Genomic DNA, 25,877 nt, shown 5'->3' on the forward strand with positions numbered 1-25,877 from the left:
GGAAACCGCACGGCCGGGCAGCGCGGGCACAGCAGGCGCGACGCCGGAGAGCACCCTGCCGGACGGCGTGGTGTCTGAAGGCGCGGTGTCTGAAGGCGCGGTGTCTGAAGGCGCGGTGTCTGAAGGCGCGGTGTCTGAAGGCGCGGTGTCTGAAGGCGCGGTGTCTGAAGGCGCGGTGTCTGAAGGCGCGGTGTCTGAAGGCAGGGTGTCTGAAGGCGCGGCGCCGGAGGCCGTCCTGGCGGCGGCCGCGGCGATCCTCCTCGCCCGCCACACCGGCGAGCCCGAGGTGCGCCTGGCCGTCGTCACCCCCCGCCCGGTCGCGCTGACCGTGCTCGTGGACGAGCGCGAACGGGCCGCCGACCTGGTCCGCCGGGTGGCGGAGGACCTCCGCGCCGCGCCGTCCCTCCCGGCCGGCGTGGTAGCCCGCGTCGCCGTCGCGGGAGGGGGCCGGGAAGCGGCGGAGCCCGGCGGCGCCGTGTCCGTGCCGCACGAACTGGTCGTGCGGTGGTCGGACGGCGGGCTGTGCCTCGACCACGACACCGGCCTGTTCGACCCTGAGGTGGTCGCCGCCCTGGCCGACCGGCTGCTCGCGGTCCTCGGGGAGATCGCCGAGGACCGCCCGGTACGCGACGTCGCCGCGCTCACCACCGCCGAGCGCGCGGCGATCGCCACCTGGTCCGGCGGCGAGCCGCAGCCGGTGGAGGACGTCTGCCTGCACACGCTGATCGAGCGCCGGGCCGTGGCCGAGCCCGCGCGTACGGCGCTCGTCTGCGGCGACGTCACGCTGACCTACGGCGAGCTGAACGCCCGGGCCAACCGGCTCGGGCGGCGCCTGCGCGCGGCCGGCGCCTGCCCCGGCGACCTCGTCGCGGTCTTCGCCGGCCGCGCCGCCGAGTCGGTCGTCGCGATGCTCGCCGTGCTCAAGTCCGGCGCGGCCTACGTGCCGATCGAGCCGTCCCAGCCCGCCGACCGCATCCGCCGCATCCTCGCCGACTCCGGCGTGCGGCTCGCGGTCGGCCGGCCGACCGGCGATGGCGCAGCCGCCTCCCCCGGCGAGTCCCTTGAGGAGTCTCCGGGCGAGTCCCCCGGCGACTCCCCTGCCGAAGCCCCCCTCGGCTTCCCGGCCGGGTTCCCGGGCGTACGCCTGCTGGACCCGGACGGGCCGGGCGCGGGCCAGGACCCCGATCGGGGAGACGACCTGGATGTGCCGGTGCGGACGGCCGACCTGGCCTACGTCATCTACACGTCCGGGTCCACCGGCGTGCCGAAGGGCGTGGCGGTCAGCCACCGGGCGATCGTGGTGTCCACGCACGCCCGCGGCGTGGGCGGCCCGCCGCCCGAGTGCGACCTGGTCACCATGCCGCTGTGCTTCGACGGCGCCGCGGGCGGCCTCTACTGGACGCTCACCGGGGGCGGGACGGCGGTGCTGCCGACCGAGACCGAGGCGCGTGACCCGCTGGCCCTGCGCGCCCTGCTGCGGCGGGTGCCGATCACCCACATCCACTCCGTCCCGTCGCACTACGGGCTCGTCCTGGAGGCGGCCGGGGAGGAGTGCCTGAGCCGGCTGCGGCTGGTCTCGGTGGGCGGCGAGCCGATGCCGCCCCGGCTGGTCGCGCGCCATCTGCTCACCTGCCCGGACGCCGTGCTGCTCAACGACTACGGGCCGACCGAGTGCGCGGTGTGGGCCACCGCCCACCACTGCGGCATCGCCGACGCCGCGGACGGGCGGATCCCGATCGGCGGGCCGCTGCCCAACTACCGGGTCGAGGTCCTGGACGCCGGGCTCCGGCCGGCGCCCCCGGGGGTGATCGGCGAGATCTGCGTCTCGGGCCCGGCCCTGGCGCGGGGTTACCACCGGCGTCCCGGCCTCACCGCGGCGCGGTTCCTGCCCGACCCCAGGGGCGGCGGGCGGATCTACCGCACCGGCGACCGCGGGTTCTGGTCACCCGGCGGTGAGCTGCACATCGCCGGCCGCACCGACAGCCAGGTGAAGATCAGGGGCTTCCGGGTGGAACTCGGGGAGATCGAGGCGGCCGTGGCGGGGCATCCGTCCGTGACCGGCTGCTTCGTCACCCTGCGGACGCCACCCGGCGGGGCGGAGCAGGTGATCGCCTTCGTCGCCGCGAGCGGCGCCCCGCCCACCGAGGACGAACTCCGCGCGGTCGCGGCGGCCACGCTCCCCGCGTACATGCGGCCCGACCGGTACGTCGTCCTCGCCGAACTGCCGCGCAACCGGAACGGGAAGATCGACGTGGCCGCGCTGCGCGCCGGTGAGCCGGTGGAGTCCCGATGACGACGGTCGTGGTCGGCGGCGCGGGCGAGGTGGGCGGGCTGCTCGCCCGCCTGCGGCTCCCGGACGGCCCGGTGGTGTGCGCGGACGTGCGGGCGGCGGAGATCCCCGGCACGGCGGTCATCGTCGCGGACGCGTGCCGCCCGTCGGCGGACCTGCTCGGCGTGCTGCGGCGGGCCGACACGGTGGTCTTCGCGCTGCCCGAGCACGTCGCCGTCCCGGCCGTCGCCGCCTGCGCGCCGGCCGTACGGCCGGGGGCGCTGCTGGTCGAGACCCTGTCGGTCAAGGAGGCCGTCACGCCCGCTCTCGCCCGTGCGGCGGCCTCCCGGGGTGCGGAGGCGTGCGGGCTCAACCCGATGTTCGCGCCCGCGCTGGGCTGGCAGGACAACGCCGTGGCCGCCGTACGCGTGGCGGACGGGCCGCGCACCGCCGCGCTGCTCGGCTCGATCACCGCCGCCGGAGCCCGCGTCGTCGAGCTGACCGCCGGGGAGCACGACCGCGTCACGGCGGTCCTCCAGGCGGCCACGCACGCCGCCGTGCTGGCCTTCGGGCAGGCGGTCGTCGCGGGCGGCGCGGACGCCGAGGCGCTGCTCGCCCTGGCCCCGCCCCCGCACCTGACCATGCTCGCCGTCCTGGCCCGGATCACCGGCGGCAACCCCGAGGTCTACTGGGACATCCAGGTGGCCAACCCGCACGCCGCCGCGGCGAGGGCGGCGCTGCGCGAGGCCGTCGCCACGATCGACACGCTCGCCTCCACGGGCGACCGCGACGGATTCGACACGCTGCTGCACGGTGTCGAGAAACATCTCGGCGACCGGGCGCCGCTACTCCGGGGATATTGCGCCCGGCTTTTCACCATGCGGCTTTCCGCCCGTTCCTGAGATTTTGGGAGGCGTTTCCCGTGAATTCGATCGCGAGCGACAGGACGGTCCGGGACGCCACCCGCCGGCTGCTCCGGCAACTCGGCCTGACCACCGTTTTCGGAAATCCCGGAACCACCGAGGTCGCGTTTCTCACCGACTGGCCGGACGATTTCCGCTACGTGCTCGGGCTGCACGAATCGGTGGTCGTCGCCATGGCCGACGGCTACGCCCAGGCCACCAGGCGGCCGGTGCTGGTGAACCTGCACAGCGCGGGCGGCCTCGGCCACGGCCTCGGGCAGGTGTTCAACGCCGCGCGCGGCCACGCCCCGCTGATCGTGATGGCCGGCCAGCAGAGCAGGACGCTGCTGCGCGGCGACCCGTTCCTCGGCGCCACCGACGCCACCGCCTTCCCCCGGCCGTACGTCAAGTGGAGTTGCGAGCCCGCCCGGGCGCAGGACGTGCCCGCGGCGATCGCCCGCGCCTACCACGTGGCGTCCCAGGCCCCGCGAGGCCCGGTCTTCATCTCCGTTCCGGCGGACGACTGGGACGCGGAGGCGGGCGCGCCGGTCGCCGCGCGTCCGGCGATCCCCGGCTTCGGCCCCGACCCCGCCGCCCTCGCGGCGCTGGCCCGGGCCCTGCACGGCAGCGCGCGGCCGGGCATCGTGGCCGGGCCCGGCGTGGACGCGGACGGCGCGGTCGCGGACCTCGTCGCCCTCGCGGAACGCGTCGGGGCGGGCGTCTGGGCCGCGCCGGTCTCGCCTCGGTGCTCCTTCCCCGAGGACCATCCCCTCTTCCTGGGCTTCCTCGACGCGGAGAAGCGCGCCACCGCCGCGGCGCTGGCCCGGCACGACCTGGTCGTGGTGATCGGCGCCCCGGCCTTCACCTACCACGTCTACCGTGGCGAGGCCGAGGTCCCGCTGCCCCCGCTCTTCGTGGTCAGCGACGACGAACAGGTGCTGGCCAGGGCGGACACGGGGCCCGGCATCAGGGCGACGCCGCTGCTCGCCCTCCGGGCGCTGGACGAGGCTCTCGGCAGTGCCGCGAACGGTGCGCCGGTCCGCCGGGCGCGCGTGACCGGCAGGGCGGCCCCGCCCGTCCTCGCCCGGCCGGCGGGACCGGCGGAAGGGATGATCACCGCGGCGGAGGTCTACGCCACGCTCGCCGAACTGCTGCCCCCCGACGCGATCGTGGTGGAGGAGACGCCCAGCCACCGCAGCGTGCTGCACGACCACCTGCCGATCACCGCGACCGACACGGGGTTCCTCACCACCGCGAGCGGCGCGCTCGGCTACGGGCTCCCGGCCGCGGTCGGCGCCGCACTGGCCAGGCCGGGCCGCAGGGTGGTCGCGGTGCTCGGCGACGGGTCGGCCATGTTCGGCATCCAGGCCCTGTGGACCGCGGCGCGCGAGCGGACGCCGGTGACCTTCGTGATCCTGGACAACACGCGGTACGCGGCGGTGCGGCTGCTCGGCGAGGCGTCCGGCGGCACGGGCATCCCCGGTGTCGACCTGGGCGGGCTCGACTTCGTCGCACTGGCCCAGGGAATGGGCTGCGCGGCCCGGTACGTGTCCGAGCCCGCCGAGGTGAAGAGCGCCCTCGCCACCGCGCTCGCCGACGACCGGCCGCATCTGCTGCACGTGCGCACCGACCCCGCGCCGCCGCGCATGTACTGAGCTCAGGAACGTCGTCCGGGGCCGAAGGGACGGTCGCCGCGCAGGGTGATCCGGTGCATCACCCGGTGGGCGTCGCCGTAGTCCCGGTTGGCGTAGTGGGCCGTGCTCCGGTTGTCCCACATGGCGACGTCGCCGAGCCTCCAGCGGTGCCGGACGATGTGCTCGGGCTTGGTGAGGTGGGCGTAGAGCAGATCCAGGATGGCCCGGCTCTCCGCCTCGGACACGCCGACGATGTGGGAGGTGAAACCGGGGTTGACGAAGATGCCCTTGCGGCCGGTCTCGGGGTGGACGCGGACCACCGGGTGCTCCACCGGGTCGAGGCGGGTGACGACCTCGCCGTCCCAGACACTGCCCCTGCCGGACCGGCGCTGGGCGAGGTAGTAGCCGAACTCGCGGTTGCCGTCGTGCACCGCGGTGAGCTGGTCGGCCAGCTCCCGCACCGGGGCGGACAGCGAGTCGTAGGCGAGCTGGCTGTCGGCCCAGCTGGTGTCGCCTCCCGTGGGCGGGAGGACCACCGCGCGCAGGATCGAGCCGAGCGGCGGGCGGGGCATGAACGTGACGTCGGTGTGCCAGACGTCGGCGAAGCCGTTGTCGGCGCTGTCGAGTGCGTAGATCTCGGGATGCGCCTCGTCGACTCCCCCGACGACCGGGTGGGAGGCGGTCAGCTCGCCGAGACGGCGGCCGAGCGCCACCTGCCCGTCCTCGTCCAGGCTCTGGCCGCCGAAGAACAGCACCTTGCGTTCCACGAGGGCGGCGCGCACCGCGGCCAGCTCCTCGTCGGTGGCGTGTGCCAGGTCCAGCCCCTCGACCTCCGACCCGAAGTGGGGGCCGAGCGGTCGCAGGTCCAGCTTGACGGCGGTCGATGTGGTCATCTCGTTCTCCTCGGGTGGCGGCTGTGCTTCAGGCGGCGGCGGCGCGTACGGCGTGGCCGACCTCGGCGCGGAGCGCGGCGTATTCGGGCAGGGCGCGCAGTTCGTCGGGTTCGATCCCGGTGCGCGGAAGGTCGACCTCCAGGTCGAGCGCGATCCGGCCCGGCCGGCGGGTGAGCACGACGACCCGGCTGCCGAGGAACACGGCCTCCTCGACGCTGTGGGTGACGAACACCGACGTGCGGCCGGTCTGCGCGCTCACCCGGCGCAGGTCCTCCTGGAGGCGCTCGCGGGTGAGCGCGTCGAGGGCGGCGAACGGCTCGTCGAGCAGCAGCAGCGGGTCGTCGCCGGCGAGCGCCCTGGCGATCGCAACCCGCTGCTGCTGCCCTCCCGAGATCTGCCAGATCCGGCGGTCCGCCACGTCGTGCAGGCCGACCCGTTCCAGCAGTTCCGGCACGCGGCGGGCGCGCTCCGCGCGGGGCACCCCGGCGTACCGCAGGGCCAGTTCGACGTTGCCGCCCACGGTCTTCCACGGGAACAGCCGGGGCTGCTGGAAGACGATCCCGGCGCCTCTGCCGGGGACGGGTTCGGCGCCCCCGGTGAGCACGGTGCCGGAGGTGGGCTTCTCGAAGCCCGCGACGAGGCGCAGCAGCGTGCTCTTGCCGCATCCGGAGGCGCCGACGAGCACGAGGAAGGTCCCGGACGGGACGGTGAGGGAGATCGGTCCCAGGGCGGCGACGGGACCTCCCGAGCCGTCGTAGACGTGCCCGACCTCGTGCAGGCGGACGGCGGCGTCCTCGTCCGCCACGGTGGGGGCGGCAGTGGGGGCGGCGGCCGGGTCAGGGCGCGAGGACACCGGGAAGCCCTTCGGTGTAGACGGCCTTCTCGACCGTGGCGAGGTCGGGCACCGAGTCGATCTTCTGCTGGTCCTTGAGGAACTGCGCCGCGCTCACCAGGTTCTTGGCCAGGCCGCCGACCTGGCCGGGCCTGCCGAGCCACTCCGCCGAGGACAGGTCGGCCGGCTTGAGGAACACGCCCTGGCTGAGCTGCGCCTTGGCGTCGTCCTTGCCGAGGTTGAGCTCCGCGCCCACCGCCTGGGCGGCGGTGTCGGGGTCGTTCGCGATGAGGTCGAGCGCCCTGGCCTCGGCCTTGCGCCAGGCGTCGACGGCTTCGGGGTGCGCCTTGACGAACGCCGTCGACACCACACCGAGGTCGAGGGTCGGCTTGCCCGCCGTCGCCAGCTCGCGGCTGGTGACGAGCGTCTTACCGGTCTTCTTGATCTCGTCCAGCGTCGGCAGCCACACGTAGGCGGCGTCGATGTCCCCGCGCGTCCAGGACGCCACGATGTCCTGCGGCTCCAGATCGACGAGGTTCACCGCCGACTCCGGCACCCCCGCCCTGTCGAGGGCGGCGAGCAGGCTGTAGTGAGCCGTCGAGGCGAACGGCGTGGCCACCTTCTTGCCGCGCAGGTCCGCCACCGAGGAGACGCCGCTGCCGTCGCGGGCGACCAGGGCCTCGTTGTCGCCCGCCACGTCGAGCACGAACGCCACCTGATAGGGGATGTTCAGCGGCTGGGACAGCCCGCGGGCGACCGGGCTCGACCCGATGGCCGCGATGTCCACGCTCTTGGCCACGAAGGCGGTGTTGATGCTGGCGCCCGAGTCGAACTTGGTCCACTTGATCGTGTAGCCGGGCAGCGCCTGCTCCAGCCACCCCTTGTTCTTCACGATGAGGTCCCCGCTGGGAAACGCCTGGTAGGCGATGCGGATGGTGCGCTCCGTCGTACCGCCGCCGCCACCTCCGCCGGACGCGGTGCCGTTGCCGCACGCGGTCAGGACGGCGGCCGTCACTGCGGCCGTCGCGGCGGCCAGGACGATGGTGGACAGGCGCGCGGGGCGTGGTCGTGGCATGGCGAAAGGTTCCTTCTGCAGGTTGGGGGGGCTTCATGGGAGTTCGGGTGGACGCGGTGGTCAGGTCCGGCCGCGCCAGGGGATGAGCCGGGTCTCGGCGGCGCGCAGCAGGCCGTCGATCAGCAGTCCGGACAGGCCGATGGCGAGCAGCCCGAGCACCACGACGTCGGTCTGCAGGTAACGCTGGGCGTCGCGGACCATCCCCCCGATGCCGGGCACGCCGTTGACCGTCTCCGCCGCGACGACCGAGGAGTACGCGACCCCGACGGCCAGCCGGACACCGGTGAAGATCTCGGGTAGCGCGCTGGGCAGCACCACGTCCCTGATCACGTTCCACCGGGAGGCGCCCAGCGCCCTGGCCGCCTCGACCAGGCCGGTCGGGGCGCCGTGGACGGCCGCGGCGGTGGCCACGGCGACCGGCGGGAGCGCGGCGATGGCGAGCAGCCACAGCTTGGGCGTCTCGTCGATGCCGAACCAGATGATCAGCAGGCTGAAGTAGGCCAGCGGAGGCAGCGCCCGTACGAAGGTCACGACCGGCTCGGCCACGAGACGGATCCACGGCACGGCGCCCAGGACGACGCCGATGACGAGCCCCGCCGCCACGCCGAGCGCCGAGCCGACGAGGATGCGGCGGAGGCTGATGCCCAGGTGCTCGGCGAGCAGGTGACCGCTGTAGCCGCGGACGCCGTCGTGGGTGGTGGACAGCAGGACGAGCTGGTCCCACACCGCCCGGGGCGCGGGCACGAACGACGGGTTGCCCGCGGCGGCGGCCGCGAGCTGCCAGAGCGCGAGCAGCGCCAGGAGCGAAAGGACCCGCACGCCGATCCGGCGGGTCCCGCGACCCCGCCAGAACGGCGGCGCGGTGGCGGCCGCCCCGTCAGCGGGCCCTCCCGCCACGGGAGGCCCGCCCGCGGGAGCGGGAGAAAGCGATGTTGAGGTGGAAGACGTCACGGTGGTCGCTCCGAAGGTCGGGGCACGTCGGGCCGCTCGGGGCCGGCCCCGATGCCAGAGACACAGGTATTTCCTACCAAATTTACATGTTTATGGCAATCGGGAGGCCCCGGGGACCATCTCTGGGCAGGTCACACCACCCCCGGTGGCCTAGGGTGCCGGGGTGCGGCGGAGGCGGCGGGGGTCGACGGCCGCTGTCACCAGTGCCACCAGAGAGGCGAGCTCGATGCCCTCGGCGAATACGGACAGCATCCAACTCAGGTACATCGGCGAGTCCCGCACCGCGGAGCTGAGAACGGGCATGGCGGAACGGCCGAACGCGACCGTGGCGATGCCCGCCGCCGTATGGAAGAGGACGCGCTCACCGATGACCACGACCAGGCCTGCGACAGAGGCGCCGACGATACCCCAGAGCACGGAGGAGTCCCTGGCGCGAGCCGTGGCGATCACTGACGTCAGCGCCATCGTCGCCATGTCGAACGTCTCCATGCCGTAGAAACGGATGAAGGAAACGGCCAGATCGCGGGCCGTCAGGAAGCTCACAAAATAGCCGGTGAACGCGAGCAGGAGCGCGAAGCACGCGACGACGAGACCACTCCTGATCGCGGTTCCTCCCTCCCCCGGCAGCTGAGAGGCGCTCCGCCAGCCGGGCGGCAACGGATCGAGCGTGAGCCATGACGGGGCGGGCCGCGACGGGAGACGGCGCGCGAGGACGGTTCCGACGAGCGGATACACCGCGATGGTCAGCAAAGTGAGAATCCTGAGCGCCTCCGGTGCGGTGATGAGGACGACCACGGCCTCGATGAAGAACACCGATGTCTGCGGAAGCCCCGGGAACAGAAGCGCCTGTGCCTGCCCCGCGATCAACGCCAGCGGCAGAGCGTAGACGAACCCGATGCCCAGTAGGACCGCCGCGACGGCCAGGGTCGTCACGACGACGAGGGCGGGGCGGCGCGCGGCGGCGGCCACCGGCATCCAGGCCCGAGCCACCACCGCCATCCAGCGGACGAACAGCCAGCCCCCGAGGAACAACAGCACGCACCAGGGGAGGATGGCGCCGATCGACGATCGCCCGAGCAGATCCTCGGACGCGGGCCAGGTCGGAGAGACTGTCCCGCCCACCGCGAGACCGAGGCCGAGCCCCAGGCCCACCCGGTTGACGCGCGTCGGATCACCCAGCACGTACGCGGCGATCTCCATGCGCCAGATCCCGAGCCCGACTCCGGTCGCGAGCAGAACGGCGAAGACCCAGAAGGCCGTTTTCCCCTCGAACACCGTCTCGCCGATGTCCTGAACGAGGCTGATGGCCAGTCCCATGGTCAGCGACTCACCGAAACCCATCCTCAGCAGCGCGGATGTGTCGGCCAGAGCCAGAAGCCGGTCGCGGGTCGCGGGATGCGACCCCAGCGAGTGACGTAGCCGTCCGATCCGGACGCCCGCGTGCGGAGCGAACAGTCGGGCCAGGTCGTCGGGGCCGCCGCTCCACTGCGCCGCGCGAGCGTCCGCGTGCAGCTCGCGGCTGCGCAGCACGGCGTTGCCGGCAAGCAGCAGATAGACCGCCAGCACGACCAGTTGCCCGGCCAACGTCGCGGCGAAGCCGTATGAGGGGCGGAGCCGGGCCTCGGCCGGCAATCTCAGAAAAGAGAACAGGTCGGGAGCGAGGATCAGGACCAGGAAGACCCGCCACGCCGCGATCGTGATGAATCCAAGGTCCACGTCACGATTGCGGAGATGGGCGAGTTCGTGCAGGACGACCGCCCGGAAGACCGGTCTGTCGGAGACGAACGTGGCCAGCAGTCCGCCACTGAGCAAGATGTGCCGCCGCCCCGGTCGTCCGAAGGCGAGGCCGGAGATGCGCGGGTCGAGGTAGTCGACCACGAACGTGACACGGGTGCCGACTCCGGCGACGCGCCGCAACTCGGCGAGGTATCCGGGGAGTTCCGGCATCTCGGCGACAGGCAGCGGGCGGAGGCGCCGGCGCCGCAGCCGCCAGAGCGGTGTCGCCCACCACATGGCCAGCACGACCAGCCAGTACACCGCGAGCACCCGAAGGCCCGGTGCCGGGTTCGCCGCCGCCCCTTCCGGGCAGCTCCCGTGCAACCGGTACGTGTCCGCGTCGAACAGGTTCACCGGTGTGCCGGCTCGCCGGGTGGCCTCGTTCACCAGGTTCCGGAAGCAGGTCACGCCCGCGTAGTCGCCCGTCGGCCTCTCGCCCATCCCCGGAACCGTCGACGGGCCGTACGTCAATGTGATCAATGAGATCGCGACGACGAGCAGGGCGAATCGCGAGGTGGTGGCGGAAGGGACGGCGAACGGACTGGGCCGGGCGTCCTCCGTCGCCGCCGCGGACTCCGCGGCCGGCCTCACGGGTCGCTGGTCGGCCCGGCCAACGCTGAGACGATGCCGTCGGCTATCCGTGCCGCCTGCTCGTCGGACGCGCGCAGTTCCAGCGCCCGCCGGTATGCCAGCTCGCGGAGCGCCGCGAGCTGCTCCTGATCGAGGCTCGGCAACGGCTCGGCGGACTGCCGCGACCTGCGTGCGAACCTGCGCCTGAGCACGCGACCGACCCGCGATGCCGACGAGCTCACCAGTCGTTCGGCATGGCGCGTGGTGATCTCCTTCAGCACGTCGACGGTCACGGTGAGCGCGATGGTGCTGACGACGGTGACCGCGGTCTCCAGACCGAAGCCGAGTGGTTCGCTCCGCCTGAACGCCCGCCCGGCCCGCCCGGGCGCCGCGAAGAAGGCATCCGATGTGACCTCGAACAACGGCAGTTCGCCAGGAGCGGCGTGGGCGACCGCATGACGCGCCAGCACCGTCGCCAACTGTCGATCGCTCTCGCGGACCACGGCACCTCCTGGACCCGCCTGAGTCGTCAGGCCATCGTCGAGCGTAATTCCGGCATCCCCCGTAATTCTATGTCGACCGGCGCATCTCGGCCGAGGTCTTCAATCACCTTTCCGGACCACCACAAGTGCGCCATCCGGACGGCCGCGGCCACACGGCCGGCGCGTACCGCATGCCATTCTCCCCTGCGCCGCCCGCGCCGGGCGAAGCCGTCCGCATCGCCATTTCTATTGCCGAGAGAAATATCAGCTCGAATCAATACCACGGCGAGAGAAAAGGCGTGCCATTTCAATACCATGGCGAGAGAACAAACGCCTAGCGTGGTCTCCGCCTGACGCCCGAATAAGGGAAATGGTGCGGCAGAAGGAGAGAAATGAAGGCCGATCTGGCGATGTTCGGCGGCAAGCCCGCGGTCCGGCCGGAATACCGCAGACTGGAATGGCCGGTGGTGACGCAGGCCGATCGGGACGCCGTACTACGCGTGCTCGACCACGGAAAATTCACCGTGGGCGCGAAGGAAGAGCCCGAGATCAGCGGGCTGGAAAGCGAATGGGCCGCATTCTGCGACACCCGTCACGCGGTGTCGGTCAACAGCGGCACGGTGGCGCTGGAGCTGGCGCTGACCGCGCTCGGCATCGGCCCCGGCGACGAGGTGATCGTGCCGGCCCTGAGCTACGTCGCGACCGCGATGGCTCCCCTCTACCAGCTCGCCGTCCCCGTGTTCGTCGACATCGACCCCGTGTCGTTCAACATCGACGTCACGCAGATCGAGGCGAAGATCACCAACCGTACGCGCGCGATCATCCCGGTGCATCTCGGCGGCCTGCCGGCCGACATGGACGAGATCCTGGCGCTGGCGCGCAAGTACGACCTCTACGTCATCGAGGACGCGGTCCAGGCCCAGGGAGGCAAGTACCGCGGCCGCACGGCGGGCTCGATCGGCGACGTCGGCTGCTTCAGCCTCAACGTGGAGAAGAGCATCCCGACCTGCGGGGAGGGCGGGCTGATCGTCACCGACGACGAGCGGGTCGCCGAGCGCTGCCGCAGCCTGCGCATCCTGGGCGAGGACCTGAGCACGGAGGAGCGCCTCTACGTCTCCGCCACGCGGGGGTCGAACCTCAAGCTCAGCGCGGTCCTCGCCGCCTTCACCCGGGCCCAGCTCGACCGCTTCTGGGACTACCAGGTGCGGCGTGAGCAGAACATCCCGGTGTTCCTGAACCGGCTCGCCGAGCTGCCCGGCATCGTCCTGCCCTCCGTGCCGGACGACCGCACCCACATGTGGCACATGCTGCGCTTCCGCTTCGACCCGGAGGCCGCGGGGCTGGACGGCATCACGCCCGGCCAGTTCCGGCAGGCGCTGCGCCGCGCGCTGCTGGCCGAGGGCGTGCCGCTGACGCACTACCAGATCATCCCGTTGCCCGGTCAGCCGGTGTTCCAGGAGCAGGACGCGTACGGCCGGGGCTACCCCTGGTCGCTGCCGGGGGTCAACCCCCAGCGTTACGACCTGGCCGACTACCCGGTGACCTGCGCGGTCATCGAGGACTCCCTGTGCCTGCGGCGCATGCACCTCAACCCGGACGCCGGGCCGGCGCTGGAGGAGTACGCCGACGCCTTCCAGCGGGTCTGGGAGAACCTCGACGTGATCGGCCGCTTCGCGCGGTCCGCGCCGTACGCCCCGCCGTGGGCGGCGGTGAAGGGCGTCGGTCACGCGCACGCCGGAGCGGCCGCATGACCGTCGAGACCGTCGCGCGGAGCCCCGAGGGCGCCGTCGACCCGGCCGCGTTGTCCCGCACCGCCCTGGCGGTGCGGGAGCACGTGCTGGCCATCGGCGCCGGGGCCGTCGGCACCCACATAGGGGGGTCGCTGTCGGCCGCGGACATCCTCGTCGCGCTGTACTTCGAGGTCCTGCGGGTACGCCCGCAGGAGCCCCGCTGGTCCGGGCGCGACTACTTCGTGCTGAGCAAGGGGCACGCCAGCGCCGCGCTGTACTCCACGCTCGCCGAGCGCGGCTTCTTCCCGCGCTCGGAGCTGGCGACCTACGGCCACCCCGACGGCAGGCTCATGGCCCACCCCACCCCCGCGGTCCCGGGGGTGGAGTTCGCCACCGGGTCGCTCGGCCACGGCCTGTCCCTCGCCGTCGGCCTGGCGCTCGCGGCCAAGCGGGCCGGGCGCGCCAACCGCGTGTTCGTCCTGCTCGGCGATGGCGAACTGCAGGAGGGCACGGTGTGGGAGGCCGCGATGTCGGCGGCGCACTACCGGCTGGACAACCTCACCGCGGTGATCGACCGGAACCGGCTGCAGATCAACGGCTCGACGGAGGACCGGATGCGGCTGGAGCCCCTGGCCGACCGGTGGCGCGCGTTCGGCTGGCAGGTGTCGCACGCCGACGGGCACGACTTCGCCGAACTGGTGCCGGCCCTGCGCACCCCGCCCGCGCCGGGAGGCCCGGCCGTGCTCATCGCCGACACCGTGAAGGGCCGGGGGGTGCGTCACCTGGAGCACCGCAAGCAGAGTCACTTCGCCAAGCTCGGCCCCGACGCGTACGAGCGGGCCCTGGCCGCGCTGCGAGCCGCGGCATGACCACCACACGCGAGCGCGGCGCCCCGGCCCGGGCGCCGGCGCCCGACTCCGACCGCGCCGCCTACCGGGCCACGCTGCTGGAGCTGGCCCGGGCGGACGGCCGTGTCTGGTGCCTGGACTCCGACATGGGCGGGCTGGAGCGGCAGTTCGAGGCCGAACTGCCGGGCCAGTACGTCGACCTGGGCATCGCCGAGGCCAACCTGATCACCGTGGCGGCGGCCGTGGCGAGCACCGGCGTCCTGCCGTTCGTCAACACGATGGCGGCCTTCGCCTCGGCGCGGGCCCTGGAACAAGTCAAGATCGACGTCGCCTACCACGCGCTTCCGGTGCGGATCGTCGGCACCCACTCCGGGCTGTCCGCCGCCCACCTCGGCCCCACGCACCACGCCCAGCAGGACCTCGCGATCATGCGGGGCCTGCCGAACATGACCGTGATGACGCCCGCGGACCCCGCGGAGACCGTCCGCATGGTCCGGGCCTCCGCCTACCTGCCGGGACCGGTCTACATCAGGCTCGGCCGCAACCCGACCCCTCCGGTCTACACCGACGACGCCGACTTCACCGTGGGCCGAGCGGAACGGCTGCGCGCGGGCGGCGACGTGACGATCGTGGCCGCGGGGGCCCTCCCCGTACGGTTCGCGCTCGACGCGGCGCGCAGGCTCGCCGCGGCGGGGATCGAGGCGTGCGTGCTGAACATGCACACGATCAAGCCGCTGGACGTCGCCGCCCTGGTGGAGGCGGCGGAGACGACCGCGGGCGTCGTAACCGTCGAGGACCACTCCGTGCTCGGCGGGCTGGGCGGCGCGGTCGCCGAGGCCCTGGCCGAACACCGGCCGGCGCGGGTGGTGCGCGTGGGCGTCGGCGACGCGTTCTGCTCCCGGCCCGGCAGTCACGAGGAACAGCTCGCGCAGTGCGGCGTGTCGCGGGACCACGTGGTCCGCGCGGCCGAGTCCGTCCTGCGTGGTCGTCCGGATGTTCGCATCAGCACCGAACAAGGAGAGTCTCCATGACCGTCGCAGTGAGCACCTGTCCCGACTGCACCGAGGCCGTACCCACGTCCTCGGACCTGCGGGTGACCTCGATCGTCGTATGCCCGGCCTGCCAGGCGGAGCTCGAGGTCATCGGCCTCGACCCCGCCGAGTTCGCGCTCGCGCCGGAGATCGAGGAAGACTTCGGGGAGTAGAACGTGACAATCAGCGCTGGTCAGGACGGTCCGCTCGCCGTCCTGACCACCCGCACGCGCCTCGAGGAACGCTTGATCTTCGAGGCCCTCGAACGGCGCGGCGTGCCGTACGAGCAGATCGACGAACGCCGGGTGGTCGGCGACCTCGGCGCGCCCGTGGCGGGCCGCTACCGGGGCGTGCTCAACCGGAGCATGTCCCACACGCGCAGCCTGTACGCGGCGCGCCTGTTCGAGGCCGGCAACCTGCCGGTCTTCAACCCGAGCGCCGTGATCGAGACGTGCGGCGACAAGATCCTCACCTCGCTGGCGCTGGCCGGCGCCGGGATACCGACACCGGTGACGGTCGTCGCGCTGACTCCCGACGCCGCCCTGGAGGCCATCGAACGCGTCGGTTACCCGGCCGTGGTCAAACCGGCCGTCGGCTCGTGGGGCCGGCTGCTGGCCAAGGTCAACGACCGTGACGCGGCCGAGGCGCTGATCGAGCACAAGCAGTCGCTGCGCTCGCCGGTGCACTCGGTCTTCTACGTGCAGGAGTACATCGACAAGCCGGGCCGCGACCTCAGGGTGATCGTGCTCGGCGACGAGGTGGTGGCCGCGGTCTACCGCCGCTCCGGCCACTGGATCACCAACACCGCCCGCGGCGCGTCCACGGAGCGGTGCCCTCTCACCGACGACCTGGTGAAGCTCTCGCTGCGGGCGGCCCAGGCGGTCGGCGGCGGCATGCTCGCGGTGGACCTGATCGAGCGCGCGACCGGGGAACTGCTGGTCACCGAGGTGAACCACACCATGGAGTTCCACGGGCTCATCCAGGCGACCGAGGTGGATCTGGCCGACCTCGTCGTCGGCCACGTCCTCGGAGCGCTGGCGCCATGAGGGCCGCCGTCGTCGGCGGCAGCGGCTACATCGGCGGGGAGATCGTCCGGCTGCTGCTGCGTCATCCGCACATCGAACTGGCACAGGTCACCTCGGAACGGCAGGCCGGGCGTCCCCTGCGGGTCTCCCACCCGAACCTGCGCGGCCAGACCGACCTGTGCTTCACCCGCGAGGAGGACCTGTCGCCCTGCGACGTCGTCTTCCTCGCGACCCCGCACGGCACGTCGATGCGCTCCGTCGAACGCTGGTCGGGGCTCGCGCCGACGGTCGTGGACCTCAGCGCGGACTTCCGGATCCACGACCCGGAGAGGCGGGCGCGCTTCTACCCCGGGCCGCCGCCCGACCCCGCCTGGCTGGCCCGCTTCCAGCCCGGCATCCCCGAGCTCAACCGGGACGGGCTGCGCGGCGCCACCCACATCGCGGTGGCCGGCTGCATGGCCAACGCGGCGATCCTCGCGCTGCACCCGCTGGCGGCCGAGGGGCTGATCGGCGGCCCGGTGGTCGTCGACGCCCGTACGGGATCCAGCGGCGGCGGGCGGACGCCCGACGAGGGCAGCCACCATCCCGAGCGCAGCGGCGCGATGCGGATGGCCAAACCCCACGGGCACCGCCACACCGCGGAGATCGAGCAGGCGTGCGGGATCACGGCGCACATGTCGGTGACCGCCGTCGAGGCGGTGCGCGGGGTGCAGGTCGCCTGCCACGTCACCCCCTCCCGCACGGTCACCGAACGGGAACTGTGGGCCGTCTACCGCAAGGCGTACGGCGAGGAGCCGTTCGTCCGTGTGATCAGGGAACGCTCGGCGCTGCACCGCATGCCGGAACCGAAGATCCTGGCCGGCAGCAACTTCTGCGACATCGGGCTGGCCCTCGCCCCCGGCGGCGACCACCTGGTGGTCGTGGCCGCACTGGACAACCTGGTGAAGGGAGGTGCCGGAAATGCCGTCCAGTGCCTCAACATCGCCGCTGACTGGGAGGAGACCGCGGGACTCGACTTCGTCGGACTCCACCCGATCTGAACGGTATGTGATCAAGGTCGGCGGATCGCTCGGCGCGGACATGTCCCGGGCGTGCGCCGACATCCGCGCGCTGGTGGACCGCGGCGACAGTGTGGTCGTGGTCCACGGCGGCGGCGCCGAGGCCGACCGGCTCGCGGACGAGCTCGGCCGCCCGAGGCGGTACCTGACCGCGCCCGGCGGGCGCCGCAGCCGGTACACCGACGCGGCGGCGCTCGACGTGCTCGTCCTCGGCATGCTCGGCCGCCTGAAGCCCCCGCTGGTGACCGAGCTGCTCCGGCTCGGCGTCCGCGCGGTGGGCCTGTCGGGAGCCGACGGCGGGATGGTCACCGCCCGGCGGACGCCTCCGGCGAACGTCGTCGTGGACGGCGTCCGGCGGGTGGTCCGCGACGACCTGTCGGGGCGGATCTCGGCGGTGGACGCCCACCTGCCGCGGACCCTGCTCGCGGCGGGGTACGTGCCGGTGATCTCGCCGCCCGCGTACGACCCGGAGTCCGACGCCGGGTCCGGCGGCTCCGGGCTGCTCAACGTGGACGCCGACCGGTTCGCCGCGCATCTCGCGGTCGCGCTGGAGGCCGACTGGCTCATCATCCTGTCCAACGTGCCGGGGCTCCTGCGGGACGCCGGCGACCCCGCCAGCCTGGTGGCCGAGATCCCGTGCGAGGACCTCGCCGAGTACCTCGACCTGGCCGGCGGGCGCATGAAGGTCAAACTGCGGACCGCGGGCGAGGCGTGCCTGGCGGGCGTGCCGCATGTCGTCCTCGGCGACGGACGCGGTCCCTCGCCGGTGCTCGCCGCACGGGCCGGAGCAGGAACCACCCTCGTCAAAGGAGCGCGATGACCAGCAGCGTGAGCGGCGGTACGACGAGCAGGGCCGAGACCCTGCTGCGCCGCATGGTGGAGGTGCCGTCGACGACGGGTGAGGAGGCCGAACTGGCCGCCCTGCTCGCGCGCGAACTGCCCGAGTGGGGATTCCGCAGTCACATCGACGAGGTGGGCAACGTGATCGGCAGGCGCGGCGACCCCGACGCGCCTATGATCATGTTGATGGGTCACATGGACACCGTGCCCGGCGACATCCCGGTCCGGCAGGAGGGCTCCCTCCTGTACGGGCGGGGCACCGTGGACGCCAAGGGGCCGCTCGCCACGATGATCGCGGCCGCCGCCGCGGCGGACCTGCGCGGCATGCAGGTGGTGGTGGCCGGGGTCGTCGAGGAGGAGACCTTCGGCAAGGGCGCGCAGCACCTCGCCGAGACCTTCCGGCCGGACGTGGCCGTCGTCGGCGAGCCCAACGGCTGGGCCGGCGTCGGCATCGGCTACAAGGGCCGCGTCATGATGCGCTACGACGTCAGCCGGCCGGCGGTGCACACGGCCAGCCCGGAGGAGAAGGCCACCGAGGCCGCGGCCCTCTTCTGGGACCGGGTCCGGTCCTACTGCGACTCCTACTGCGAGGTGGTGGGGGCGGGCGACCGGGCCTTCGACCGTCCCATCCCCACGCTGAACGACATCACCGGCACGATCGAGCAGGCGCTGATGACCGTGTCCGTACGCACCCCGCCGGGGTTCGACCTGGCGGCCTTCGAGCGCTTCGTCACCGACGCCGCGAGGGACGGGACGCTGTACGTCGACGACCGGACGCCGCCGGTGCGGGTGGACCCCGCGGGGCCCGCCGTACGGGCGCTGTGCGCCGGCATCCGGCGCCGGGGGGAGCGGCCGAAGCTCAAGCTGAAGACCGGGACCGCCGACCTGAACATCGTGGAGCCCCGCTGGCAGGTGCCCATGGCGGTCTACGGTCCCGGTGACTCCAGCCTCGACCACACCGATCGGGAGCACATCGACATGATCGAGTACGGCAGGGCCGTGGAGGTCCTGCGTGAGGCGCTCGGGATCCTCGCCCAGGCGGAGTGGCGTTGACGGCGGAGGTTCCCGGCGAGATCGTGGCCCGCCTCCGGGAGGCCTGCCTGCGCCTGCCCGAGGCGTACGAGGAGCAGGCGTGGGTGGGCACGCGGTGGCGGGTGGGCAGGAAGACCTTCGCCCACGTGCTCGTGGTCCAGGACGGCCGGCCTCCCGCGTACGCGCGGGCGGCCGGCACGTCCGGGCCGGCGGTCGTGCTGACGTTCCGGTCGTCCGGGGAGGAACTGGCCGCCCTGGGCGGCCTCGGCCATCCGTTCTTCCGGCCGCCCTGGTTCCGCGACATCGTCGGCATGGTCGTCGAGGAGGACGTGGACTGGTCCGAGGTGGCGGAGCTGCTCGCCGAGAGCTACCGCCACCTGGCGCCCAGGAGGCTGGCCGGACAACTGGACCCGCCGCCGGAGCGCTGAACCTCCCCGGCCCCGGCGGCTCGGCCGCCCTGGGGGCCGGGGTCGTCGTCGCCCGTACCGTCGTCGCCGGCCGTGGCATCGTCACACGCTCGTGGCGACGAGCGGCTCGCGGAGTTCGGCGAGGTTGGGCCGCTCCTGGGCGAGCCACACGTCGGCGTACTGGGCGATGTCGCGGATGATGGTCCGGCCGATGCGCAGCACGGAGGCCGGCGCGGGACGCGACAGCCCGTTGCGGGGTGAGCGGAGGGCCACCCGCGCGTGCTCCTCAAGCCACAGGAACACGTCGAGGAGCCGGTCACGGGCCTTGGCGCGGGTCGTCGCGTCGAGCTCCGCGGTCGCGAGCGCACGGGCCCGGATCCGCACCAGCGAATGGAACTCGTAGCGGGAACCGCCCAGGCCGTCCTCGCTCACCACGTCGAGCATCTGGTGGTCGACCAGGACGTCGAGCAGCCGCTGCGCCTCGTCCTCCGACAGGTCGGCGACCGCGGCCGCCGCCCAGGCCGACACGTGCGACAGGTTCATGACGCTCAGCAGCAGCCACAGCGTGCGGGCCACGTCGGGCAGCCGCTCCGCCGAGGCGACGAGCCGCGCGCCGGTGTCCAGGGAACCGTAGGTCAGCTCGGTGATCCTGCGGTCCTCGTCCGACAGGCGGTCGACGAACCGGTCGAGCCGGTAGGCCGGGCGGGCGTTGAGGCGGGCGCCGGCGGCGCGGATCGCCAGCGGCAGGTGCCCGCAACGCTCCACGACCAGCCGGGCGCTCTCCGGCTCCTGGGCGACGCGCTCCGCCCCCACGAGCTGGGCGAGCAGTTGCACGCCCTCGGCGGTGGTGAGCCCTTCGACGCGGCGCATCGCGACACCGGGCGCCTGGATCATGCTGGGCTGGCTCGTGCACAGCACCACGCTCCCCCGGTCACCGGGCAGCAGCGGCTCGATCTGCTCGTAGTCCGCCACGTCGTCCAGCAGGATGAGCAGGCGGCGGCCGGCGCTGACGCTGCGGAACAGCGTCGCGCGGCCGGACAGGTCCGGCGGGACGCTCCGCTGCGGCACCCCCAGCGCGTGCAGGAACTCGGCGAGCACGTCGGCCGGCTGCCGGGGTTCGGTGCTGCCGCGCAGGTTGGCGTGGATCTGCCCGTCCGGGTAGTGGTCGCGCACCTTGTGTGCCGCGTGGACGGCCAGCGCCGTCTTGCCCACGCCGCCGCGGCCCACCAGGGCGATGACCCGCGGCCGGTCGGCCCGGTCGTGGTTGAGCTCCCGGCACAGCCAGTCGACCTGGTCGAGCCTGCCGGTGAAGTCGCCGACGCCGGCGGGCAGCTGCGCGGGGATCTTCGCCGCGTGCCGGGCACGCTGCGGGAACGGCGAGGGGACGGGGTGCCCGGAGATGATCCGGCGGTGCAGGTCCTGCAGGCGCGCGCAGGGATCGAGGCCGAGGTTGTTGACCAGCGCGGTCCGGCCGGCGCGGTACACCGCCAGCGCGTCTGCGCGCCGGTCGGACAGGTACAGCGCCGTCATGAGCTTGGCGCGCAGATGCTCGCGCAGCGGGTGCTCCTCCACGAGCAGCCTGAGCTCCCCCACCAGTTCGCGGTGCCTGCCCATGGCGAGTTCGAGGTCGAGGCACTCCTCCAGCACCGACAGCCTTCGCTCGGCCCAGTAGGTGGCGACCGCCTCGATCACCGCGCTGTCGAGTTCCGCGAGCGGCTGGCCGCGGAACAGCGACAGGGCCGCGCGGTACTCCTCCGCCGCACCGCCGAGATCACCGTCTTCCACCCTGCTCCGACCACGGGCCACGGCCCGCTCGAACAGCCACGCGTCCAGGCCCGACTCGCCGAGGCGCAGCCGGTATCCCCCCTGGGTGGTCTCGATGATGTTCGCGGGCGCGCCGGCCGCCTCGAAGACCGAACGCAGCCGCCACACACAGGTCTGGATCTGCTTGTCCGCCGTGATCGGCGAAGCGTCCCCCCAGACCGCGTCGATGATTCTCCCCACCGACACGATCTTGTTTGCCTCGGTCGCCAGAAGCGCGAGAACGGTCAGCTGCCTGTTCTTGGCGAGCTTGACGACCGTATTTCCGACACTCACTTGAAAAGGGCCCAGTATTCGAAAGAATACTTCGCCCTCATCTGTCTCGGTATTACACTCGGGTCCCATCGGCTACGCCTCCAGCTCCGCCTGCCCGGGTATGTTCAGAGGTGTGGGGTCCGATCGACGTTCCCATGATTCCCGCCTCCAGCCGGCAGGCCTCGTCGATGAGGAGAACGGCCACCTGGACCAGAAGGTCCGGTGACACGCCCAGCTCCCGCGCCCGGCCGGCGTAGGCTTCACGAACTGCGGTGACGCGGTCCGGCTGCATCATGGAAATTCCCTCGGCCAACTTCACGTGAGCCACCTGAGCACACAGCCCGAGACGTTCGGCGATAATTTCCGCCAATTTCCGGTCGAGGCCGTCTATTTGCGCTCTGAGTACGTTGAGTTTCGCCACGGGAAACGTCCCTTCGAACCAACGGATGCGCCGGCGGCGCAACAGGATGAGGCGCGCACTCGGCAAAGTTAGGTGTCGGATCTCTTAGGGCGGTATCATGGTGTTCCCCCCTTAGTCCTGGTGTGCGGCAACTTCCCGGTATGTGGAGGATCGTCCGGGAGGCCTGGGGGGTCGTCAACGGATATCCTCAAAATCCGTCATGTCTGTGGTAAGGCAGATTTCTCAAGATTATCGCCATTTCAGCCAACTTTGGGGCCCACCGCACACGGTGACCAGGGACTGTCTCCGCCAAGCCCGCCGCCGACCGGCCGGCACCGGACCGCGGGCCACGCCGCCGCCCCGCTCCCACCGCCGCGGGCCGTACGGAACACACCGGGGTGACCGTGCCACACGCGCACATCCGCCCGGCGTCCGCCCGTGGTGGCCCGGCCACACTGCGGACGAGTGACCGGAGCGAGAAGATCTCGGGCCTGGAGGCGCGAAAAGGGCGCGGGGTGACGGCGTCACCACCGCGGACGGCCACATGAGGGCGAGCGCATCTAGGCGCGCGCCGCGCCCGCGGCCGATGGTGGAGGCGACACGTCCGCCCGCCATTCGCCCGGGGTGACCCACCATGCGCGACACGCGCAGCGCAGATCCGGACCGCATCCTGCCCGACGAGATCCTGCCCGCCGAGCTCTGCGCGGCGCTCTTCGCGCCTCTTCGCCGCCGCGACCAGCGCAGCAGGGGAATGGACTACCTGTACGGACTTCTCACCGCGACCGGACGAAAGTCGATCAGGAACATCGCCGGCGTGATCGGCGGCCCGGCCACCGAGCAGAGCCTGCACCACTTCGTCTGCGACTCGACCTGGGACTGGATGCCGGTGCGGCAGGCGCTGGCCGAATACGTGATCGGTGTCGCCCCGCCACAGGCCTGGGTCGTGCGGCCGGTGCTCATCCCCAAGGCGGGCGAGCACTCGGTGGGCGTGGACCGGCGCTTCTTCCCCGGTCTCGGCCAGGTGGGCACGGCCCAGCTGGCCATGGGCGTGTGGCTTGCGTCCGAGCAGCTGTGCAGCCCGGTGAACTGGAGACTGCACCTGCCGGAGGCGTGGCTGGACGACAAGCGGCGGCGCAGCCGGGCCGCCATTCCCGAGGGCGCCGCCGCCGACACGCCGTCCGGCTGCGCGGTGAACGCCTTCCTGGACCTGTCGGCGTGGGACCTGCCCGTGCGGCCGGTCGTGCTCGACGCGCGGGAGCTCGACGTCCACGTTCTCGCGCGGGGGCTCGGCGACGCCGGCGTCCCGCTGCTCGCCAGGATCGACGGCGATCAGCAGCTCTGCCTTCCCGGCCGGGCGCGTGCCCTCTCCGCCCGGCAGATCATGTCGGCGGCGCGGCACACCCGGCGCCGCGTCGAGATGCCGGACACCGACCCCGGGCGGCACACCCGCCTGGTGGCCACGGCCTCCGTCGTGGCGCCGCACCGCCACGACGGAGGCACCGCCCCCCATGTTCCGAATCCGGGGGCCTCGAATGCCGGGGCCCTGAATTCGGGGGCCTTACCGGCCGGGGCCGTACAGTCGGGGGTTGTACGGCCCCGCGCCGCGCGGCCGGGAGGAGTTCCGGTGCGCAGGGCCGGCGGGACCGCCGACACGGGCGGCCACGACCGCGAGCTGCTCCTCCTGGGGATCTCCGGAATCGGCGAGGCACGGCCGGGCGAGCTGTGGCTCACCAACCTGAACACGCCGGATCTCACCACGCTGGTCAGGCTGACCCGGCTGCTTCGGCTCGTCGACGAGGACTTCGCCGACGTCTCCGACGACGTGGGAATGAGGGACTTCACCGGCCGGTCGTTCTCCGGATGGCACCGCCACACCACGCTGGCCTCGGCCGCCTGCGCCGTCTCGGTCCTCACCGAGCGGGACAGGACCGCGGCGCGCGGCTCACCCGCCTTCCCTCCCGGTGCCGGGTGTGATGGACCCACCGAGCAGGTGGCGTAGGCGCACGAGCCGGAGCGCCAGCTGGATGTCCAGGGAACGCTCGGTGTCCTGCCAGCCGGGGCCGAGCAGCTCGCCGATGCGTTCCAGACGACGGGACACGGTGTTGGGGTGGACGTGCAGCTTCTCGGCGGCGTACGTGGGACTGCTCCCCGACTCGAAGTACGCCCCGAGAGTCTGGACCAGTTCGGTCGACCGCTGCCGGTCGTACTCCAGCACGGGCCCGATCGCCGCGGCGATGAATCCGTCGATGTCCGGGCTGTCGGCCAGCAGGACGCCCAGGAAGCCGAGATCGCCGACCGAGGCCGCGGAGCCGCCGGCCCCGAGGGTCGTCATGGCCTCCAGACAGCGCAGCGCCTCGGCGAACCCGGACCGGACCGACGCGGGGTCGGAGACCGGACCCGCCGCCGCGACCGTCACCGGAGTGTCCAGCAGAGGGGACAGCTTGGCGGACACGGCCCGCGCGGCCTCCCCCGGGTCCGACCCCATGAGCAGCAGCACGTTGCACCCGTTCTTGACCGTGTGCAGGCCGCCCATGCTGTGGGCGTACGACGCGGCCCACACCGCGGCCTTCCCCCTGGCGGCGCCGTCCGTACGGCTCAGCACGACGACGTGGTCGGTGTCGAGGTCCATGCCGAGCCACCGGGCCCGCTTGCGCAGCCGCTGGGCCGGACGCGGGGGGTTGGCGAGGAGGTCGTCGAGCAGTTCGCCACGGTCGCCCGCCTCGAGCATGCCCGGTTTGCGGTCCAGCAGCACGAGCACCGCGGCGACCTGCGCGACGATGCCGAGCAGCCGCCGCGCCCATTCGTCCAGCGGCTCCGTGGGGAACACCAGGAGGGTGCCGAGGTGTCCGTCGCCGGCGAGGACGGGCGCCGCCCACATGCCCTCCAGGTGGAACGGCTCCCGCGCGGCGTGCGCGTTCATCCGGGCCAGCAGGACGAGGTCCTCGCGTTCCGGCAGCCGTCCCGCCGTGGCCAGGACCGCGCCGTCCGCGGCCCGCAACTGGACCGAGGCCCGCAGGCGGTGCCCGGCCTCCTCGGCCAGCGTCTGGAAGTTCCCTCCGGAGAGAGCCATGTCCATGAGCCCCTGGTGCACCTCGGCGAGGTCCGCCAGGCTGCCGAGCTGGCTCTCCGCCTCCTCCACCCGGATGCGCAGCGACTCCGCCCGGCCGGTGGCCACCTCCAGCCACCGGGCTTTCTCGATCATGGCGCTGGCGAGGCTCGCCAGCGAGCTCAGCAGCGAGATCTCGTCCACCTTGAAGTGGCGGACGTTCCGGTCGCCGACGTACAGGATGCCGAACGGCGCCTTCTCGTACACCAGCGGCGCGGCCATGATCGCGTGCAGCCCCTCCGCCCGCACGACCTCGTCGGTCCGCTCGCTGTGCACGAAACGCTGGTCCACCAGGTAGTCGGGGGTCCAGAACGGCAGGCTGTCGGTGAGCACCTTGCGCCCGACGCCCCCGGTGTTCGGCAGCCGCAGTCCGACGCTGAGCATCGAGGTGTGGCCGTCCGCCGCGCGGATGCACACCTCCTTCAGGTCGTCGTCCGGCATGCCGATGTAGGCCATGTCCACGCGCAGCAGCAGCCGCGCCCGCCTCGTCGTCACGTTGAGCAGGACGTCGAGATCCGGCGGCTTGGCGAGCTCCCTGGCCGTGTCGACGAGCGTCGCGAAGGTCCCCTCACGCTGCTGGTGCCGTTCGAGCTGGGCGTGCACCGCGAGGCTCAGGCGCTTGGCCCGCTCCAGTTCCTCGAGCCCTTCCCCGGTCACCCCGTTTCTCCGCGCCACGGCCACGACCATCTCGAACTCGTCCGGCGACCCCTCCCGCGCCAGGAGTTCGAGAAAGGACAGCGTGTCAGCCATACATCGCCTCGCAATCGGGAAACTGGCGGGGCTCGCGACCGTCCGTGCGGGGGTGGCGGAGGAGCCCGTGTGGCGGACACGGGGACGAAACGGCGAGTATAACCCGTTGACTCGTCGTCACAGCAGGGCCCTTTCCTGGGGGTGATGGAGGCCGGGCACGAGGGTGCAGGCTGGTCACTCGATAGGCGAA

General features: G+C 72.6%; 23 protein-coding genes. 13 read left to right on the top strand and 10 right to left on the bottom strand.

The features are described from left to right. Nucleotides 1-205: 205 nt before the first annotated feature. The 3 genes from HHX40_RS32425 to mdlC are packed head-to-tail and all read left to right on the top strand — an operon-like array spanning nucleotide 206 to nucleotide 4,826. Entirely contained in the window at nucleotides 206-2,293 is a 2,088-nt protein-coding gene (locus HHX40_RS32425) for an amino acid adenylation domain-containing protein (protein ID WP_182883629.1), read from the top strand. Continuing rightward, nucleotides 2,290-3,171, top strand: coding sequence for a prephenate dehydrogenase dimerization domain-containing protein (locus HHX40_RS32430; RefSeq protein ID WP_182883630.1), 882 nt, complete (start codon nucleotides 2,290-2,292; stop codon nucleotides 3,169-3,171). Before HHX40_RS32425 ends, HHX40_RS32430 begins: the two co-directional genes overlap by 4 nt. 20 nt (nucleotides 3,172-3,191) lie before the next feature. Further along, entirely contained in the window at nucleotides 3,192-4,826 is a 1,635-nt protein-coding gene (gene mdlC / locus HHX40_RS32435) for a benzoylformate decarboxylase (RefSeq protein ID WP_220499855.1), read from the top strand. A 2-nt stretch (nucleotides 4,827-4,828) separates the two neighbouring features. Here the strand turns inward: mdlC and HHX40_RS32440 are convergent, their stop codons facing one another. From HHX40_RS32440 to HHX40_RS32470, 7 genes are all read right to left on the bottom strand, one after another. After that, nucleotides 4,829-5,698, bottom strand: coding sequence for a TauD/TfdA dioxygenase family protein (locus HHX40_RS32440; protein WP_182883631.1), 870 nt, complete (start codon nucleotides 5,696-5,698; stop codon nucleotides 4,829-4,831). Nucleotides 5,699-5,726: 28 nt separating this feature from the next. Further along, nucleotides 5,727-6,551: an ABC transporter ATP-binding protein gene (locus HHX40_RS32445; RefSeq protein WP_182883632.1), complete on the bottom strand. Its 825-nt coding sequence runs from the start codon at nucleotides 6,549-6,551 to the stop codon at nucleotides 5,727-5,729. Beyond that, nucleotides 6,535-7,605 (bottom strand): ABC transporter substrate-binding protein, encoded by a 1,071-nt coding sequence (locus HHX40_RS32450; RefSeq protein ID WP_182883633.1) that lies wholly within the window; start codon nucleotides 7,603-7,605, stop codon nucleotides 6,535-6,537. Before HHX40_RS32450 ends, HHX40_RS32445 begins: the two co-directional genes overlap by 17 nt. Before the next feature lie 60 nt (nucleotides 7,606-7,665). Further along, nucleotides 7,666-8,424, bottom strand: coding sequence for an ABC transporter permease (locus HHX40_RS32455; protein WP_244302360.1), 759 nt, complete (start codon nucleotides 8,422-8,424; stop codon nucleotides 7,666-7,668). A gap of 282 nt (nucleotides 8,425-8,706) precedes the next feature. Beyond that, on the bottom strand, nucleotides 8,707-10,923 hold the full coding sequence (locus tag HHX40_RS32460; RefSeq protein WP_182883635.1) for a M48 family metallopeptidase: 2,217 nt from the start codon (nucleotides 10,921-10,923) through the stop codon (nucleotides 8,707-8,709). Further along, a complete protein-coding gene (locus tag HHX40_RS32465; RefSeq protein WP_182883636.1) occupies nucleotides 10,920-11,405 on the bottom strand; it encodes a hypothetical protein in 486 nt (161 codons plus the stop codon). The genes HHX40_RS32460 and HHX40_RS32465 overlap by 4 nt, the downstream gene beginning before the upstream one ends. Nucleotides 11,406-11,431: 26 nt before the next feature. Continuing rightward, nucleotides 11,432-11,701, bottom strand: a complete 270-nt coding sequence (locus tag HHX40_RS32470) for a hypothetical protein (protein WP_182883637.1) — start codon at nucleotides 11,699-11,701, stop codon at nucleotides 11,432-11,434. A gap of 75 nt (nucleotides 11,702-11,776) precedes the next feature. Between HHX40_RS32470 and HHX40_RS32475 the strand changes: the two genes are divergently transcribed. The 9 genes from HHX40_RS32475 to HHX40_RS32515 are packed head-to-tail and all read left to right on the top strand — an operon-like array spanning nucleotide 11,777 to nucleotide 19,376. Further along, a complete protein-coding gene (locus HHX40_RS32475; protein ID WP_182877311.1) occupies nucleotides 11,777-13,135 on the top strand; it encodes a DegT/DnrJ/EryC1/StrS family aminotransferase in 1,359 nt (452 codons plus the stop codon). Next, nucleotides 13,132-13,983: a transketolase gene (locus HHX40_RS32480; protein ID WP_182883638.1), complete on the top strand. Its 852-nt coding sequence runs from the start codon at nucleotides 13,132-13,134 to the stop codon at nucleotides 13,981-13,983. The genes HHX40_RS32475 and HHX40_RS32480 overlap by 4 nt, the downstream gene beginning before the upstream one ends. Next, on the top strand, nucleotides 13,980-14,993 hold the full coding sequence (locus HHX40_RS32485; protein WP_182883639.1) for a transketolase family protein: 1,014 nt from the start codon (nucleotides 13,980-13,982) through the stop codon (nucleotides 14,991-14,993). Before HHX40_RS32480 ends, HHX40_RS32485 begins: the two co-directional genes overlap by 4 nt. Then, on the top strand, nucleotides 14,990-15,166 hold the full coding sequence (locus HHX40_RS32490; RefSeq protein WP_150929950.1) for a lysine biosynthesis protein LysW: 177 nt from the start codon (nucleotides 14,990-14,992) through the stop codon (nucleotides 15,164-15,166). The genes HHX40_RS32485 and HHX40_RS32490 overlap by 4 nt, the downstream gene beginning before the upstream one ends. 3 nt (nucleotides 15,167-15,169) lie before the next feature. Beyond that, entirely contained in the window at nucleotides 15,170-16,039 is an 870-nt protein-coding gene (lysX, locus tag HHX40_RS32495) for a lysine biosynthesis protein LysX (RefSeq protein ID WP_182883640.1), read from the top strand. Then, nucleotides 16,036-17,058 carry an N-acetyl-gamma-glutamyl-phosphate reductase gene (gene argC / locus HHX40_RS32500; RefSeq protein ID WP_111701492.1) on the top strand — a complete coding sequence of 341 codons (1,023 nt, stop codon included), beginning with the start codon at nucleotides 16,036-16,038 and terminating at the stop codon, nucleotides 17,056-17,058. The genes lysX and argC overlap by 4 nt, the downstream gene beginning before the upstream one ends. 7 nt (nucleotides 17,059-17,065) lie before the next feature. Next, on the top strand, nucleotides 17,066-17,896 hold the full coding sequence (locus HHX40_RS32505) for a [LysW]-aminoadipate kinase (RefSeq protein WP_182877308.1): 831 nt from the start codon (nucleotides 17,066-17,068) through the stop codon (nucleotides 17,894-17,896). After that, complete coding sequence (locus HHX40_RS32510; protein WP_182877307.1) at nucleotides 17,893-18,969, top strand: [LysW]-lysine hydrolase; 1,077 nt, start codon at nucleotides 17,893-17,895, stop codon at nucleotides 18,967-18,969. The genes HHX40_RS32505 and HHX40_RS32510 overlap by 4 nt, the downstream gene beginning before the upstream one ends. Continuing rightward, nucleotides 18,966-19,376, top strand: coding sequence for an MmcQ/YjbR family DNA-binding protein (locus HHX40_RS32515; RefSeq protein WP_220499856.1), 411 nt, complete (start codon nucleotides 18,966-18,968; stop codon nucleotides 19,374-19,376). Before HHX40_RS32510 ends, HHX40_RS32515 begins: the two co-directional genes overlap by 4 nt. An 81-nt stretch (nucleotides 19,377-19,457) precedes the next feature. Here the strand turns inward: HHX40_RS32515 and HHX40_RS32520 are convergent, their stop codons facing one another. Together HHX40_RS32520 and HHX40_RS32525 are read right to left on the bottom strand one after the other, a co-directional pair. Further along, entirely contained in the window at nucleotides 19,458-21,452 is a 1,995-nt protein-coding gene (locus HHX40_RS32520; protein WP_182883641.1) for an AfsR/SARP family transcriptional regulator, read from the bottom strand. A 52-nt stretch (nucleotides 21,453-21,504) separates the two neighbouring features. Continuing rightward, nucleotides 21,505-21,852, bottom strand: a complete 348-nt coding sequence (locus HHX40_RS32525; RefSeq protein WP_182883642.1) for a chorismate mutase — start codon at nucleotides 21,850-21,852, stop codon at nucleotides 21,505-21,507. A 613-nt stretch (nucleotides 21,853-22,465) separates the two neighbouring features. Here HHX40_RS32525 and HHX40_RS32530 point away from each other — a divergent pair. Then, nucleotides 22,466-23,830, top strand: a complete 1,365-nt coding sequence (locus HHX40_RS32530) for a transposase (RefSeq protein WP_182883643.1) — start codon at nucleotides 22,466-22,468, stop codon at nucleotides 23,828-23,830. Here HHX40_RS32530 and HHX40_RS32535 read toward each other — a convergent pair. Further along, nucleotides 23,774-25,687, bottom strand: a complete 1,914-nt coding sequence (locus HHX40_RS32535) for a helix-turn-helix domain-containing protein (protein ID WP_182883644.1) — start codon at nucleotides 25,685-25,687, stop codon at nucleotides 23,774-23,776. The genes HHX40_RS32530 and HHX40_RS32535 overlap by 57 nt on opposite strands. Nucleotides 25,688-25,877: the final 190 nt, after the last annotated feature.

Source organism: Microbispora sp. H10949 (assembly GCF_014161435.1).
GTDB lineage: Bacteria > Actinomycetota > Actinomycetes > Streptosporangiales > Streptosporangiaceae > Microbispora > Microbispora triticiradicis.

Bases quoted from the DNA above. Each gene is read 5' to 3' on its own strand.
- HHX40_RS32430 (WP_182883630.1), top strand. From the start codon at position 2,290: ATGACGACGGTCGTGGTCGGCGGCGCGGGCGAGGTGGGCGGGCTGCTC.
- HHX40_RS32440 (WP_182883631.1), bottom strand. From the start codon at position 5,698: ATGACCACATCGACCGCCGTCAAGCTGGACCTGCGACCGCTCGGCCCC.
- HHX40_RS32450 (WP_182883633.1), bottom strand. From the start codon at position 7,605: ATGCCACGACCACGCCCCGCGCGCCTGTCCACCATCGTCCTGGCCGCC.
- HHX40_RS32470 (WP_182883637.1), bottom strand. From the start codon at position 11,701: ATGGTATTGAAATGGCACGCCTTTTCTCTCGCCGTGGTATTGATTCGA.
- HHX40_RS32475 (WP_182877311.1), top strand. From the start codon at position 11,777: ATGAAGGCCGATCTGGCGATGTTCGGCGGCAAGCCCGCGGTCCGGCCG.
- HHX40_RS32480 (WP_182883638.1), top strand. From the start codon at position 13,132: ATGACCGTCGAGACCGTCGCGCGGAGCCCCGAGGGCGCCGTCGACCCG.
- HHX40_RS32485 (WP_182883639.1), top strand. From the start codon at position 13,980: ATGACCACCACACGCGAGCGCGGCGCCCCGGCCCGGGCGCCGGCGCCC.
- HHX40_RS32490 (WP_150929950.1), top strand. From the start codon at position 14,990: ATGACCGTCGCAGTGAGCACCTGTCCCGACTGCACCGAGGCCGTACCC.
- argC (WP_111701492.1), top strand. From the start codon at position 16,036: ATGAGGGCCGCCGTCGTCGGCGGCAGCGGCTACATCGGCGGGGAGATC.
- HHX40_RS32510 (WP_182877307.1), top strand. From the start codon at position 17,893: ATGACCAGCAGCGTGAGCGGCGGTACGACGAGCAGGGCCGAGACCCTG.
- HHX40_RS32530 (WP_182883643.1), top strand. From the start codon at position 22,466: ATGCGCGACACGCGCAGCGCAGATCCGGACCGCATCCTGCCCGACGAG.
- HHX40_RS32535 (WP_182883644.1), bottom strand. From the start codon at position 25,687: ATGGCTGACACGCTGTCCTTTCTCGAACTCCTGGCGCGGGAGGGGTCG.